This is a genomic window from Corynebacterium axilliensis (genome assembly GCF_046097495.1).
Classification (GTDB): Bacteria; Actinomycetota; Actinomycetes; order Mycobacteriales; family Mycobacteriaceae; genus Corynebacterium.
The window spans coordinates 852733-866658 of sequence record NZ_CP175768.1 but is presented as its reverse complement, the minus strand read 5'-3'; the positions used below and the strand labels follow the sequence as shown (position 1 = coordinate 866658).

The 13926-nt window shown below is 64.1% G+C and carries 13 protein-coding genes; 11 read left to right on the top strand and 2 right to left on the bottom strand.

Features of this window, described 5'->3' with window-relative positions:
* The first annotated feature begins 8 nt into the window (after positions 1 to 8).
* From pyrH to ACKFR8_RS04195, 3 genes are all read left to right on the top strand, one after another.
* A complete protein-coding gene (gene pyrH / locus ACKFR8_RS04205; protein WP_296130710.1) occupies positions 9 to 746 on the top strand; it encodes a UMP kinase in 738 nt (245 codons plus the stop codon).
* Positions 747 to 818: 72 nt separating this feature from the next.
* Positions 819 to 1376: a ribosome recycling factor gene (frr, locus tag ACKFR8_RS04200; RefSeq protein WP_296130712.1), complete on the top strand. Its 558-nt coding sequence runs from the start codon at positions 819 to 821 to the stop codon at positions 1374 to 1376.
* A 146-nt stretch (positions 1377 to 1522) separates the two neighbouring features.
* On the top strand, positions 1523 to 2377 hold the full coding sequence (locus ACKFR8_RS04195; RefSeq protein WP_408930984.1) for a phosphatidate cytidylyltransferase: 855 nt from the start codon (positions 1523 to 1525) through the stop codon (positions 2375 to 2377).
* 30 nt (positions 2378 to 2407) lie between these two features.
* Here the strand turns inward: ACKFR8_RS04195 and ACKFR8_RS04190 are convergent, their stop codons facing one another.
* Positions 2408 to 2857: a LapA family protein gene (locus tag ACKFR8_RS04190; RefSeq protein ID WP_408930652.1), complete on the bottom strand. Its 450-nt coding sequence runs from the start codon at positions 2855 to 2857 to the stop codon at positions 2408 to 2410.
* A gap of 93 nt (positions 2858 to 2950) precedes the next feature.
* On the opposite strand from ACKFR8_RS04190, the gene rlmN reads away from it, so the two are divergent.
* The 3 genes from rlmN (at position 2951) to ACKFR8_RS04175 (ending at position 6549) form a co-directional block, all read left to right on the top strand.
* Positions 2951 to 4057: a 23S rRNA (adenine(2503)-C(2))-methyltransferase RlmN gene (rlmN, locus tag ACKFR8_RS04185; RefSeq protein WP_408930651.1), complete on the top strand. Its 1107-nt coding sequence runs from the start codon at positions 2951 to 2953 to the stop codon at positions 4055 to 4057.
* A gap of 75 nt (positions 4058 to 4132) precedes the next feature.
* Positions 4133 to 4966, top strand: coding sequence for an ABC transporter ATP-binding protein (locus ACKFR8_RS04180; protein ID WP_408930650.1), 834 nt, complete (start codon positions 4133 to 4135; stop codon positions 4964 to 4966).
* Positions 4963 to 6549, top strand: a complete 1587-nt coding sequence (locus tag ACKFR8_RS04175; RefSeq protein WP_408930649.1) for an ABC transporter permease — start codon at positions 4963 to 4965, stop codon at positions 6547 to 6549. Before ACKFR8_RS04180 ends, ACKFR8_RS04175 begins: the two co-directional genes overlap by 4 nt.
* Before the next feature lie 107 nt (positions 6550 to 6656).
* Here the strand turns inward: ACKFR8_RS04175 and ACKFR8_RS04170 are convergent, their stop codons facing one another.
* Positions 6657 to 7133: a DUF2631 domain-containing protein gene (locus ACKFR8_RS04170; protein ID WP_296130727.1), complete on the bottom strand. Its 477-nt coding sequence runs from the start codon at positions 7131 to 7133 to the stop codon at positions 6657 to 6659.
* A gap of 156 nt (positions 7134 to 7289) precedes the next feature.
* On the opposite strand from ACKFR8_RS04170, the gene dxr reads away from it, so the two are divergent.
* The 5 genes from dxr to map all read left to right on the top strand — a co-directional run bounded on the left by dxr (position 7290) and on the right by map (position 13769).
* Entirely contained in the window at positions 7290 to 8456 is a 1167-nt protein-coding gene (gene dxr / locus ACKFR8_RS04165) for a 1-deoxy-D-xylulose-5-phosphate reductoisomerase (protein WP_408930648.1), read from the top strand.
* 15 nt (positions 8457 to 8471) lie between these two features.
* Complete coding sequence (locus ACKFR8_RS04160) at positions 8472 to 9680, top strand: M50 family metallopeptidase (RefSeq protein ID WP_408930647.1); 1209 nt, start codon at positions 8472 to 8474, stop codon at positions 9678 to 9680.
* A gap of 97 nt (positions 9681 to 9777) precedes the next feature.
* Positions 9778 to 10941 (top strand): flavodoxin-dependent (E)-4-hydroxy-3-methylbut-2-enyl-diphosphate synthase, encoded by a 1164-nt coding sequence (gene ispG / locus ACKFR8_RS04155; protein ID WP_296130738.1) that lies wholly within the window; start codon positions 9778 to 9780, stop codon positions 10939 to 10941.
* Between the two features lie 59 nt (positions 10942 to 11000).
* Complete coding sequence (locus ACKFR8_RS04150) at positions 11001 to 12848, top strand: penicillin-binding transpeptidase domain-containing protein (RefSeq protein ID WP_408930646.1); 1848 nt, start codon at positions 11001 to 11003, stop codon at positions 12846 to 12848.
* A gap of 48 nt (positions 12849 to 12896) precedes the next feature.
* Positions 12897 to 13769, top strand: a complete 873-nt coding sequence (gene map, locus ACKFR8_RS04145; protein WP_408930645.1) for a type I methionyl aminopeptidase — start codon at positions 12897 to 12899, stop codon at positions 13767 to 13769.
* Positions 13770 to 13926 lie beyond the last annotated feature (157 nt).

The following is a 13926-nucleotide window of genomic DNA, read 5'->3' as shown; positions in this document are numbered from 1 at the left end:
AGGAGACGATGAAGGCCGTGACTACCCCTGAACCGAAGCGAACCGGATACAAGCGCGTCATGCTCAAGCTGGGCGGTGAAATGTTCGGCGGCGGCAAGGTAGGCATCGACCCGGACGTTGTCGAAAACGTTGCCCGCCAGATTGCAGAGGTGGCCGAGCAGGGAACCGAAATCGCCGTCGTCATCGGCGGCGGCAACTTCTTCCGCGGCGCCGAGCTGTCCCAGCGTGGAATGGACCGCGCACGCTCTGACTACATGGGCATGCTGGGTACTGTCATGAACTCCTTGGCGCTGCAGGACTTCCTCAAGCAGCAGGGCATTGACTGCCGCGTGCAGACCTCCATCAACATGGCCCAGATTGCGGAGCCGTACCTGCCGCTGCGCGCCGACCGCCACCTGGAGAAGGGCCGCGTAGTCATCTTCGGTGCGGGCATGGGTATGCCGTACTTCTCCACCGACACCACGGCCGCGCAGCGCGCCCTGGAAATCGGTGCCGAGGTGCTCTTCCTGGCCAAGGCTGTCGACGGTGTGTACTCCGACGACCCGCGCACCAACCCGGACGCGGAGCTGTACTCCGAAATCACCCCGCGCGAGGTCATTGAGAAGAACCTCAAGGTGGCCGATGCCACGGCGTTTAGCCTGTGCATGGACAACAACATGCCGATTCTGGTGTTCAACCTGCTCACCGAAGGCAACATTAAGCGCGCCGTCAACGGCGAGAAGATCGGCACGCTGGTTCAGTCTTAGCGCGAACCGCCCGCGACCTGCTAAATTCTTTCCCAGTACTTTTAACTATTTCAAGGGAGTTGTAAGACCCTCATGATCGACGAGATCCAGCTCGAAGCAGAAGAGCACATGACCTCCTCCGTGGAGCACACCCGCGAGCAGCTGGTCACCATCCGTACCGGCCGCGCAAACCCGTCCATGTTCAACGGCCTCGTGGCCGAGTACTACGGCGTTCCCACCCCGATTACGCAGATGGCCACCGTCTCCGTTCCGGAGCCGCGCATGCTGCTGATTAAGCCTTACGAGCAGTCCATGATCGGCGAGATTGAGAACGCTATCCGCAACTCCGACCTGGGTGTTAACCCCACCAACGACGGCCAGGTGCTGCGCGTCACCGTGCCGCAGCTGACGGAGGAGCGCCGCCGCGACATGGTCAAGATGGCCAAGAGCAAGGGCGAGGACGGCAAGATTGCCATCCGCAACATCCGCCGCAAGGCCATGGAGCAGCTGAAGAAGCTGCAAAAAGACGGCGACGCGGGCGAGGACGAGGTTATCGCTGCGGAGAAGGAAATGGAGAAGATTACCTCCGGCTACATCGAGCAGGTGGACAAGCTTGTAGCCAATAAGGAAGAGGAGCTGATGGAGGTCTAGCCACCTCCGCCAGCGACCCATCGCCGCCGTGCCCAGACTGACCGTGACGAGCCCGGCGGCTTCTTTCTGTGTAGAGTTCATTCAGCTCAGCTTGCCGCCGCAAACAACGTAAAGGAGCACGCGTGATCACCGAGCGCCAGCGCCGCATGCCGAGGCCCAAGAACGGGGCAGGCCGCAACCTGCCTGCGGCTATCGCCGTCGGAGTGGCGCTGGGCGCCCTCGTCGTGTTCGCTGTCTGGGCCGGCCCGCTCGTGTGGTACCTCGTGGTAGCCGCGGCCGTCGGCGTGGCCATGTGGGAAGTGCTCACGCGCCTGCGGGAGAATTCCTACCAGATGCCGCGCACGCTGCTCATTATCTTGGGCCAAGCCATGCTCTGGATCTCGTGGCCGCTCAACGCGCCCGGTCTGGTCTCCGTGTACGTGGTGGCGGTTTTAGCGCTCATGTTTGGGCGCTTGTTCCACAACGGCCGGCACCGCCCGCCCATTAACTACTTGCGCGATATGTCCATGGGCATTTTCGTGCTGACGTGGATCCCCCTGTTCGGCACGTTTGCCGCCATGCTCTCGCGCGTGGAAACACCGTTCGCGTCCGGCGCGGCGTCCATTGTCGTGTTCATGCTGTGCGTGGTGGCCTCCGATACCGGCGGCTATATCGCCGGCGTCATGTTCGGCTCGCACCCCATGGCCCCGTCAGTCAGTCCCAAGAAGTCCTGGGAAGGCTTCGCCGGGTCCATTATCTTCGGTATTGCCACCGGCGCCCTGTCCTTCGCCTTCTTGCTTCACCACAAGCCGTGGCTGGGCGCGCTCATGGGGCTGGGTTTGGTCTTCTGCGCCACGCTGGGTGATTTGGTGGAATCGCAGTTTAAGCGCGAGCTGGGTATCAAGGACATGTCCGCGCTCTTGCCCGGCCACGGCGGACTGATGGACCGCCTCGACGGCATGCTGCCGTCCGCGATGGTGACTTGGGTGGCCGTGAGCTTCCTGGCCACCCTGACGCCCTGACCCCCCTTAAGGCGCCCTGCTAACGCCGCCCTAGCGGTGGCCCTGCTTGCGCACCTGGCGGCGCAGCTCAAACATGCGCCAGCCGCCGACGAGCGCCATGATGAGCGCACCGGCGATGGCGCAGATGAGGTAGGTAACGCCAGCCGGGAACTCCACGGACCAGTTGAGGAAGTTCATAGGCACCTCATGCTGGTTCTGGAGGATGAAGATGATGAGCACGATGAGCAGCAGGAAGCCCACGATCAGGGCGATCCAGGTGCTGGCTGCGAAGGACCCCTTCACCTTGCCGGACTCCTCCTGGGCCGTGTCGTACTCGACGGAGCTGGGCGCCGTCTCCACCGCGCCGGTGGTCTCGGTGTTTACTGGCGTGGTGGCGTCCGGGGCGGAATAGGTCGGTTCGCTAGCGGTGGTGTAATCGGTGGTGTCCGGCGTGATGCCGTCTGCGGGCAGGTCTGCAGAATGCTTTTCTGGATTCGTCATAGTCCTATTAAATCGTCCAAGATGTCACTTCCGCCACTCAGGGCGCTATTCAATTGGATAAAAAGCCCCAAAACGTGGAAAATGGGCTGCACCATGGCTGAACCACTGAAATTGAACTTCTCCGCCCCGCGTCGCGGGCTGCCCCCGAAGCACTTCGCGGACCTGACTGAGGACGAGCGCATCGCCGCGCTCGCCGAACTTGGCCTGCCCAAGTTCCGTGCCAAGCAGTTGGCCAAGCACTACTACGTTCACCACACCGCGGACGTGTCCGAGATGACGGACATTCCCGCCTCCGCGCGTGAGGTCGTGCAAGAGCGGTTGTTCCCGGAACTGATGACGCCCGTCCGTCAGACCTCTACCGATGACGGGGAGACCACCAAGTCCCTGTGGCGCCTGCACGACGGCACCATGCTGGAATCGGTGCTCATGCGCTACCCGGGCCGCGCCACCCTGTGTATCTCTTCCCAGGCCGGCTGCGGCATGGCCTGCCCGTTCTGCGCCACCGGCCAGGGCGGCCTAGATCGCAATTTGTCCACCGCGGAGATTGTGGAGCAGTTCCGCCACGCCGCGCGCCTCATGGAGGCCGAGGGCGGGCGCCTGAGCAACGTGGTGTTCATGGGCATGGGTGAGCCGCTGGCCAACTACAAGCGCGTAGTCCAGGCGGTGCGCCAGATCACCGGCCAGGATCTCACCGGTTTCGGCCTGTCCCAGCGCAACGTGACGGTGTCCACCGTGGGCCTGGCCCCGGCTATCCGCAAGCTCGCGGACGAGGACTTGGCCTGCACCCTCGCGGTGTCCCTGCACACTCCGGACGACGAGCTGCGTGATTCGCTGGTGCCGGTGAATAACCGCTGGCCGGTCTCTGAGGTGCTCGACGCCGCGAAGTACTACGCCGATAAGTCCGGCCGCCGCGTGTCCATCGAGTACGCGCTGATCCGTGACAAGAATGATCAAGACTTCCGCGCAGACATGCTGGGGCAGAAACTGCACGCGGCATTAGGCTCCAAGGTGCACGTCAACGTCATCCCGCTGAACCCCACTCCGGGTTCCGAGTGGGATGCTGCACCGAAGGCCCGCCAGGACGAGTTCGTCCGCCGCGTCATTGCCCAGGGCGTGCCATGCACGGTGCGCGATACCAAGGGTGATGAGATTGCTGCGGCCTGTGGCCAGCTCGCCGCCGATGAGCGCGAAACTGCCTAGCTTACTGATAACAATGTTCTAACAAGGACGCGGTTCTAGCTGGGCGTTGCCCGCCGGTTGGTAGTGTTGGTGGGTATGACCACTCCCTACCGAGAAGACCTCGCCCCAGATCCGCGCAGCCAGGCACTGGCCGTCCGGGGGCTGCGCAAGACGTTTGGTGACCACGTAGCCGTCAACAACCTCAGCCTCGATGTTCCCCGTGGGTCCATCTATGGCGTCGTGGGGCCCAATGGCGCAGGCAAGACCACGATGCTCACCATGGCCTGTGGCCTGCAGCGCCCCGACGGCGGGCAGAGTTTCATCGCGGGGCACGACGTGTGGGAGAACCCCATCCCGGCAAAGCAGTCGATGGGCCTCCTCATGGATGGCGCGCCTGTATTTGATCGCCTCACCGGTGCGGAGTACCTGCACTACCTTGGCGCCTTACGCAAGCTGGATCGGGCGGAATCCCTGCGCCGCGCCCAGGAGCTTCTCGATGCCCTCTCCTTGAGCGACGCCGCCAACAAGCGCATCGTGGATTACTCCGCCGGCATGACCAAGAAGATTCTGCTGGCCGGCGCCCTGCTGCATGATCCGGACGTGCTGGTCCTTGATGAGCCCCTGGAGGCCGTGGATCCCGTCTCCGGCCGCCTCATCCAGCAGCTCCTGCGCGCCTACGCTTCCCGCGGCGGCACCGTGGTGCTGTCCTCCCATGTCATGGAGCTGGTGGAGGGTCTGTGCGATCACGTGGCGGTGGTCAGCGGCGGTGAGGTCGTCACTGCTGGGCACGTCGACGCAGTGCGCCAAGGCCGCAGCCTCACCGACGTCTTCATCGCGGCCGTGGGCGGCCAGGATTTGGATGCCTCCCAGTTTGGCTGGCTGCGCTCGGCGCCGCGCGCGGCGGAGGGGCCGGAGGGGGCCGCATCATGACCTCCACGCTGTTTCGTCTTCACCGCACGCTGTGGTGGCGCAGCGTAACGTCGAATGCCTCGGCCATCATGATGGCCTTGGTGATGGCCCTATACGGCTTCATCGGCCTGGTCAGTCTGTTGCTGATGGCCTGGGCCGACATTTCTCAGCCGGGCCACGGCTTCCAGGCCCTGACGCTGGGCGTGGCAGCAGGCATGGTTGTCTATGTGGCGTTGGCCATCTTCATGCCGGCGGGGGAGACCCAGCTCTCGCCGGCGACCCTGGGGGCGCTGCCGCTTCGCCCGCGCGAGGTGTACCCGGGTTTGTTCTGGGCCAGCCTGCTTACCACGCGCGCGATTCTGTCGGTGCTCATCTCCGTGGTCTACGCGGTGGCGGGGGCGGTTATCCTGTCCCTGCAGGGCGCGGGACTGTACGCGATCCCCTTCGCCCTGGGCATGCTCCTGGCCTGCGTGACCACCATCGTCTTCGGCGAATGCGTGGCCTTTATCGGTTCCGCGATAGCCAATTCTCAGAAGACCGCAGTCCAGGCGGCGGTGATGATTGTCGTCGGCCTGCTGGTGTTCGGCATGCTGCAGTTGGACTCCGTCTTGGAGAACCTGCCGTCGCCGGAGGCCATGGGCGCAGTGGCCGCATGGACCCCGTTCGGCGCGGCGGTGGGGTGGGCGCTGGCGCTTGCCGAAGGCCACCTGCTCACCGCCCTAGCCCAGCTCGCCATCGCGGCGCTTACTCTGTGCGTGCTGGTGTGGGTCTGGGCCCGCCAGGTCGCCCGGCTCATGCGCAACCCGGAGGCGAGTGTCGACCACGCCCCGAAGGCTACCGGGAAGGGCGTGGTGAAATTCGAGCTCGGCGCGTGGTCCTACTCCAGCCCGGGGGCGATGGAATTTACCCGCGCACTGCGCTACATCCGTCGCGATAGGCGCCTCGTCGGCACGATGGCGGCCCTGCCGCTGTTTATAGTTTTCACCCTCTACCAGCTGTGGAAGGGCGAGGACTTCGTGGCCTTCCTCATGATGGGCATGGCTGCCATCATGATGTCCTCCCTGTTGAGCAATGACTATGGCTTCGACGGCCCGTCGAACTGGGTGTCCATGGTTGCGCCTGTGCGCCCGCGCGTCATCCTCTACGCGCGCCACCTGGCGCACGTGGTGCTGCCGTGTGTGGCGTACCTCGTGCTGGCGGTGGTGGTCATCGTCTTCAGCGGTGACACTACCACCGCGATACTGGCAGTTGCGGTATGTATCGGATTTTTCATCTCCACGGCTGCGATCAGCCTGGGGCTGACAGTGCTCAACCCGTACCCGCTGTCGAAGCCCGGCCAGAACCGCTGGAACGACAAGTCCAGCTTCTCCGCGGGCGCGTTCGTCGGTGCCTTTGCCGGAATGCTCCTGGCGTGGATTCCGGCGTTGCCCGGCATCATCCTCTCCGTCCTGGCATACGAGCAAGGCTTGCCACTGTACATCGCGCTGCTCGTGTCCCTGGCGTTGCCGGCGGCGGTCTATGCCGTGGTGTGGCGCTTGGCTGGCAACTACGCCGACAAGCGCGTGCCCGAAATCTACGCCAAGGTCAATCGCTACGTGAGTTAGTCTCCCCAGCGAGCCTCTCCAAAACGCCAGCTCCCCCGCCTCCACATTCAGAATGTGGGGTGCGGGGGAGCGTGCTGTATCAGCGGCTCAAGAAGCCTGATGAGTCCTTAGTGGGACACCGGCTTGGCAGTGTGGCGACCGGTCACAGCAGATGCGGCGGTGCCGGCGTTGACGCCGCCACGCAGGTGAGCAACGCGGGAAGGCTCAATGTTGAGGGCGCGCAGTTCATCGTCGGTAAGCTGCGCGTAAACGTTGCCCACGGTCTTCTGCTCGTAAGCCCAGTCCGGCTCCTGGTGGCCCACCGGCTGGTTGCGGGCGGTCAGGGTGCGCACCTGGGAGAGCTTCGGCTGCAGAGCGTAAATCACCAAACCGAGGGCGATAAGAACTGCAAGGGCGATGAGCCAGACGGTTTCCACGTGGCCTTTGTGGTTACCAAAGTTGTAGGCCAGCAGGAACAGGACGGACACCCAGCCGGCGATCTGAACGCCGGAACGGCTGATACGAGACCAACCAAAACCTGCGGACGGAACGTCGTCAGTAGAAACGCCGTCGAAAACCTGCGATGCCGGCTTGTGGGAAGACACTTGCTCTCCTTTGTCTGTACACGCAGCTCACCCGCGTGAGCGCACGAAATGCCAGTTATTCTCTGCCATATTCTAAAACATCCGGCCCATAACCGCGATCAAACACCCCCGCAGGTTTCTTCTCCGGTGCGCGCTATTCGGGCTAGGGTGGAGCGAGTGAGTACCCAACGCATTCTTATTCTCGGCTCCACTGGCTCGATTGGCACCCAGGCACTGGAGGTTATCGCAGACAATCCGGATAAATTTACCGTCGTCGGCATCGCCGCGGGCGGCTCGAATCCGCAGCTGGTGATCGAGCAAGCCCGCGCCCTCAACCTTTCGTTTGACCACGTTGCCGTAGCCCGGCCTGAGGCCGCGAAGGAGGTCTCCGAGGCCCTCGGTGGCAGCGTCCTGTCCGGCGCGGATGCCGCGGAGCAGCTCGTGCGTGCGGTGGACGCCGACAAGGTGCTTAACGCTCTGGTGGGCTCCATGGGCCTGGCCTCCACGGTGGCAACATTGGAAAAGGGCGAGCTGCTGGCCCTGGCGAACAAGGAATCCCTCGTCGCTGGCGGCTCCATCGTGACCCGGCTTGCGGCCGAGGGGCAGATCATCCCCGTGGATTCCGAGCACTCTGCCATGGCGCAGTGCCTGCGCGGCGGCAGCAGGAAGGAACTGGATCACCTGGTGCTCACTGCCTCGGGCGGTCCCTTCCGCGGCTGGACCCGCGAGCAGATGTGGGACGTGACCCCGCAGCAGGCAGCCCAGCACCCCACGTGGTCCATGGGGCAGATGAATACGCTGAACTCCGCCACGCTGGTCAACAAGGGGCTGGAGCTTATTGAGGCCACGCTGCTTTTCGACGTCTCCCCGGAGAGCATCGAGGTCACCGTCCACCCCCAATCCATCGTGCACTCGATGGCGACCTTCACCGATGGATGCACTATCGCGCAGTGCTCGCCGCCGTCCATGAAGCTGCCCATCTCCCTGGCACTGGACTGGCCGCGCCGCGTGCCGGGCGCCCAGCCGGCGCTGGACTTCTCCACGGCGCACGAGTGGCGCTTCGAGCCGCTCGATGACGAGGCCTTCCCCGCGGTGCGTCTCGCCCGGGAGGCGGCCGCGGCGGGCGGTACCCATGCCGCGGTGTATAACGCCGCCAACGAGGAGGCGGCCGCCGCCTTCCTGGCCGGTCGCATCCACTTCCCGGAAATCGTTGATGTGGTCAGCCAGGTCTTGGATCAGGCTGAAAAGTTCGCTGGTGTACCCTCAAGCGTCGATGACGTCCTCGCCGTGGAAGGTGAGGCCCGCCGGCGCGCCAACGCGTTGGTGGATTCGCTCGCTCGTTAGAAAGCCCCCACTTCAATGGCAAACATCCTGGGCATTATCTTCTTCGCCTTAGGCATCGGAATCACCGTGGCATTGCACGAGGCCGGCCACATGCTCACCGCCCGCGCCTTCGGGATGCGCGTGCGCCGCTTCTTTATCGGTTTCGGCCCCCGCGTGGCGTCGTTCAGCCGCGGCCACACTGAATACGGCCTGGCGGCTATTCCCGTGGGCGGGTTCTGCGATATCGCCGGCATGACGGCCCAGGACGAGTTCCTCACTGAGGAAGAGGAACCGCACGCGATGTACAAGAAGCCGGCGTGGCAGCGTGTGCTCGTCATGGCCGGCGGCATCGCCGTCAACCTGGTGTTGGGTTTTATCATTCTGCTGATTATCGCTATGACCACGGGCTTGCCGAACCCGGATGCGGACGTGCGCCCGCGCGTCGGCGAGGTCGCGTGCGCGGCGGATCAGAACGCGCAAGGCAAGCTCGAGCCGTGCCAGGGTCTCGGCCCAGCGGGCGAGGCCGGCGTGGAGCCGGGGGATATCGTGTTGGCTCTCAACGGGGAGCCCATGGAGTCCTTTGCTCAGGTGCGCGACGTAGCAATGGCGCACCCGGGAGAGACCGTCATACTGGAGGTGGAACGCGACGGGGCCGTGCGTGACTTCGATATCCCGCTGGCTACCGTCAAGCGCCTCAATGCTGAGGGCGAGCTGGTTGACGCCGGCGCGATCGGCATGACCAACCAGGTCATCGACATCGTGGAGAGCTACTCCTTCGTCGACGCCTTCCCGGCTACCGCCCGCTACTCCGTCTACGTCCTGGACGCCACGGTGCGCGGTATTGCCCAATTCCCAGCGAAGATTCCAGGAGTTGTGGCCTCCATCTTTGGCCAGGCCCGCGACGTCAATAGTCCCATGTCCGTAGTGGGGGCCTCCCGCGTCGGCGGCGAGCTGGTGGAGCGCAGCCTGTGGTCCTCCTTCTTCATGATGCTTGCCACCCTCAACTTCTTCCTGGCGCTGTTCAACCTCATCCCGCTGCCGCCGTTCGACGGCGGACACATCGCCGTTATTGCCTACGAGAAGATCCGGGATGCCGTGCGCCGCCTCATGGGTAAAGAGGCTAAGGGCCCGGCGGACTACACCAAGCTCATGCCCGTGACGTACGTGCTTGCCTTCCTCCTCATGGCCGTGGGCGCGCTCATCATGATCGCGGACGTGGTCAATCCAGTGCGGCTCTTCGGTTAGGACTCTTTGGCTGGACCGGGCCGACGCACCTGCTGGGAGGCGATTTCCCAGCGGTGCTAGAGTAGGGGCGTTAACCCCAATTCTTAAAGGAGCGCACATGTCGACCCCCATCGGTCTTGGTATTCCTGACGGCCCACCTCCCACCTTGGCGCCGCGCCGCAAGACGCGCCAGCTCATGGTTGGCTCAGTGGGCGTGGGCTCTGACCACCCGATCTCCGTGCAGTCCATGACCACCACGAAGACGCACGACGTCAACGCCACCCTGCAGCAGATTGCTCAGCTCACCGCCAGCGGTTGCGATATCGTCCGCGTGGCGTGCCCGAAGACGGTGGACGCAGAGGCCCTGCCGGCCATTGCCAAGAAGTCGCCGATTCCGGTGATTGCGGATATTCACTTCCAGCCCAAGTACATCTTCGCCGCGATTGATGCCGGCTGCGCCGCAGTGCGCGTTAACCCGGGCAACATCAAGGAGTTCGATGGCCGCGTCAAGGAGGTGGCCAAGGCCGCTGGTGACGCGGGTATTCCGATCCGTATCGGCGTGAACGCCGGCTCGCTGGACAAGCGCATCATGGAAAAGTACGGCAAGGCCACCCCGGAGGCGCTCGTGGAGTCTGCCCTGTGGGAGGCCGGGCTCTTTGAGGAGCACGGCTACGGTGACATCGCTATCTCCGTCAAGCACAACGACCCGGTCATCATGGTGGAGGCCTACCGCCAGCTGGCCGCGCAGTCGGACTACCCGCTGCACCTCGGCGTGACCGAGGCTGGCCCGGCCTTCCAGGGCACCATCAAGTCCTCCGTCGCCTTTGGCGCACTGCTGGCTGAGGGCATCGGTGACACCATCCGCGTCTCCCTCTCCGCCGACCCGGTGGAGGAGATCAAGGTCGGAGACCAGATCCTGCAGTCCCTCAACCTGCGCCCGCGCAAGCTGGAGATCGTCTCCTGCCCGTCCTGCGGCCGCGCCCAGGTGGACGTGTACAAGCTGGCCAACGAGGTCACCGAGGGCCTCGACGGCATGGAGTTCCCGCTGCGCGTGGCCGTCATGGGCTGTGTGGTCAACGGCCCGGGTGAAGCCCGTGATGCTGACCTCGGCGTGGCCTCCGGCAACGGCAAGGGCCAGATCTTTGTCAAGGGTGAGGTCATCAAGACCGTGCCGGAGTCCAAGATCGTGGAGACCCTCATCGAGGAGGCCATGCGTTTGGCCGAGGAGCAGGGCCTGGAAGCCGTCGAGGGCGCTAAGGCTGACGTCCGCGTCACCCAGTAAGCACCTTCTGCGGTGTGGGGCGGCCTGAGGGCCGTCCTTACCTGCTACGCTGCGCACTCATGAAGAAGTTGGTGGCGGTGCTCAGCGCGGCAAGCATGGCGGGGGCGTCGCTGGTCGCCTGCACCCCGAAGCCGGTCTCGGCAGAACCCGTAGCGGAGCAATTCCTCGAAGACGTAGAGACCCGAAACAACGAGGATCTCGCCGCGCTTGTCGACGATCCCGCGACCGCCACTGGCACGCTCGACGCCACCTTTGCCGGTCTCCAGGCCGAAGGCCTCGACGTGGAGCTGACCGGGGTGGACCAAGAAGACGCTCGCGCCACTGCGCACTACACCGTGACGTGGGATCTGCCGCGCGAGCGCACCCTAAGCTACGACACCTCCATGGCCTTGACGCGCAAGGACAAGGACTGGACGGTGCGGTGGCAGCCCAGCATCGTGCACCCGGATCTGGGCGCGCATCAGCATCTCGAGCTGCGCTCCGTCGCCGCCAAGCGCGCCGGCGTGGTCTCCTCGGACGGCGTGGAATTGATGTCCCCGGGCCTGCAGTACCGCTTGGTTGTTGATACCGACGCGGTTGATGACGTCCGCCCGCTGGCGGCCAAAATTTCCAGCGCGCTGAAGCAAGCTCACGCCGACGACGAGTCCATCGCGGAGATGGATTCGGGCGAGCTGGCGAAGAACCTGGAAGGCGCGGAGGGCTCCTATTCGGTCGCCATGTTCAGTGATGCGCAGGTCGGTCGCCTGCGCCCCGCCCTGGAGGGGGAGAAGGGGATTCGCTTCAACGAGGAGCCGGCGCTGGTGACCCGCGATGCGGGCCTGGCACCCGACATCCTCTCGCGCGTGCGGTCCATGGTCTCCGAGGAGGTCGACGGCACCAACGGCTGGTCCGTCTCCGTGGTGAATGAGCACGGCGCGGCACTGTCAGACGTTGAGTACCACGCCCCCGAGGCCGCACCCGCCGTCAAGGTTTCCCTGGATTACGACGTGCAGCGCGCTGCCCAGGAGGCCGTGGATCAGCACTCCGCCAGCGAGGCGATGATCGTGGCCATGCGTCCCTCCACGGGCGAGATTCTCGCGGTGGCGCAGACCCCGGAAGCGGACAAGAAGGGCGATATCGCCTTGGCGGGACAGTTCCCGCCGGGCTCGGTGTTCAAGATCATCACCGCCTCTGCGGGCGTGGACAAGCAGGGCCTGACCCCCGAATCGATCGTGCCGTGCCCCGGCACCATGGAACTGTACGGCCGCACGGTGACCAACTACAACGCCTTTTCCCTCGGCTCAGTCCCGCTGCGCCAGGCCTTCGCACAGTCCTGCAACACCACTTTCGCTGACATCTCGACCAACCTGGCGAAGGGCGAACTGCAGGACGTCGGAAAGCAGTACGGCCTAGGCATTGACTACGAGGTGCCAGGCTTGTCGACGATTACGGGTAGTATCCCCGAAGGCGATACTCCGCTCGACCGCACCGAATCCGGCTACGGCCAGGGCCTCGACCTCGTGAGTCCCTTCGGCATGGCACTTGTCTCCTCCACAGTCGCAGCGGGCAAGACCCCGGTGCCCACGCTGGTGGAAACCCATGAGACCAAGGCCTCGGAAAAGGTAGACCCGCCCAGCGAGGAGACGATTAACCAGGTGCGTGACATGATGCGCCAGGTGGTCGTCGGCGGTACAGCATCCGGCATGAAGGCCGGCGGCACCATCTACGGCAAGACCGGTGAGGCCGAGATCAACGGCGGCTCCCACGCGTGGTTTACCGGCTACCGCGATGACGACCTTGCCTTCGCCACGTTGGTGGTGTTTGGCGGCGGGTCGACGATTTCGGTGAACATTACCGACGACTTCCTGCAGAAACTGGACGCGCACCGCGCCGAGGACCACCCGGCGCCGGCGCCAGCCGCCGAATAGCGGCCGGGCTTTGTTGCCCTGTGGGGCAGCGGGCTACCATGGTAAACCATGAGTACGCGCGCAAAATTGAAGCAAGAAAAAGACACCCCCATCCGCACCGTTCCCAAGGAGATTGAGCGGCCGGAGTACGTGTGGAAGGACTCGGTCAAGGAAGCCCAGGGCGAGCCCTTTGTGCAGACGCCTGAGGTCATTGAGGCCATGCGTGAGGCCTCCACGATCGCGGCCAACGCCCTGCAGGAGGCCGGCAAGGCCGTAGCACCTGGCGTGACCACCGATGAGATTGACCGCGTGGCTCACGAGTACATGTGTGACCACGGCGCCTACCCGTCGACTCTGGGCTACCTGGGCTTCCCCAAGTCCTGCTGTGTATCCCTCAACGAGATTGTCTGCCACGGCATCCCCGACACCACGGTCATTGAGGACGGCGACATTGTCAACATCGACGTCACCGCGTACAAGAACGGCGTGCACGGCGATACCAACGCCACCTTCTTCGCCGGCAACGTCTCGGAGGAGCACAAGCTTCTGGTGGAGCGCACCAAGGAAGCCATGATGCGCGGCATTAAGGTGGCGAAGCCGGGACGCGAGATCAACGTCATCGGCCGCGTCATCGAGTCCTACGCCCACCGCTTTGGCTACAACGTGGTTACCGACTTCACTGGCCACGGCGTTGGCCCGACCTTCCACAATGGCCTTGTGGTGCTTCACTACGATTCGATGACCTACCGCGATATCCTGGAGCCGGGCATGACACTGACCATCGAGCCGATGATCAACCTGGGCTCCCTGGATTACGAGATCTGGGATAACGGCTGGACCGTCCAGAACACCGACGGCAAGTTCTCCGCGCAGTTCGAGCACACGATCGTCATCACCGAGGACGGCAACGAGATCCTCACGCTGCCAGGCGAGCTCAACTAAGACACATCGCATCTCTGAGGCGCTCCGCCGCTGTGGCGACAGCATAAAGCCGGCTAACCCACCACAGAGCTAGTGGGTTAGCCGGCTTCGTGCATCTCGCGTCCCCGGCAAAAGTAGGGAAGCAGGGGAGGAGACGTGCGCAATTTAGACAAAGGAA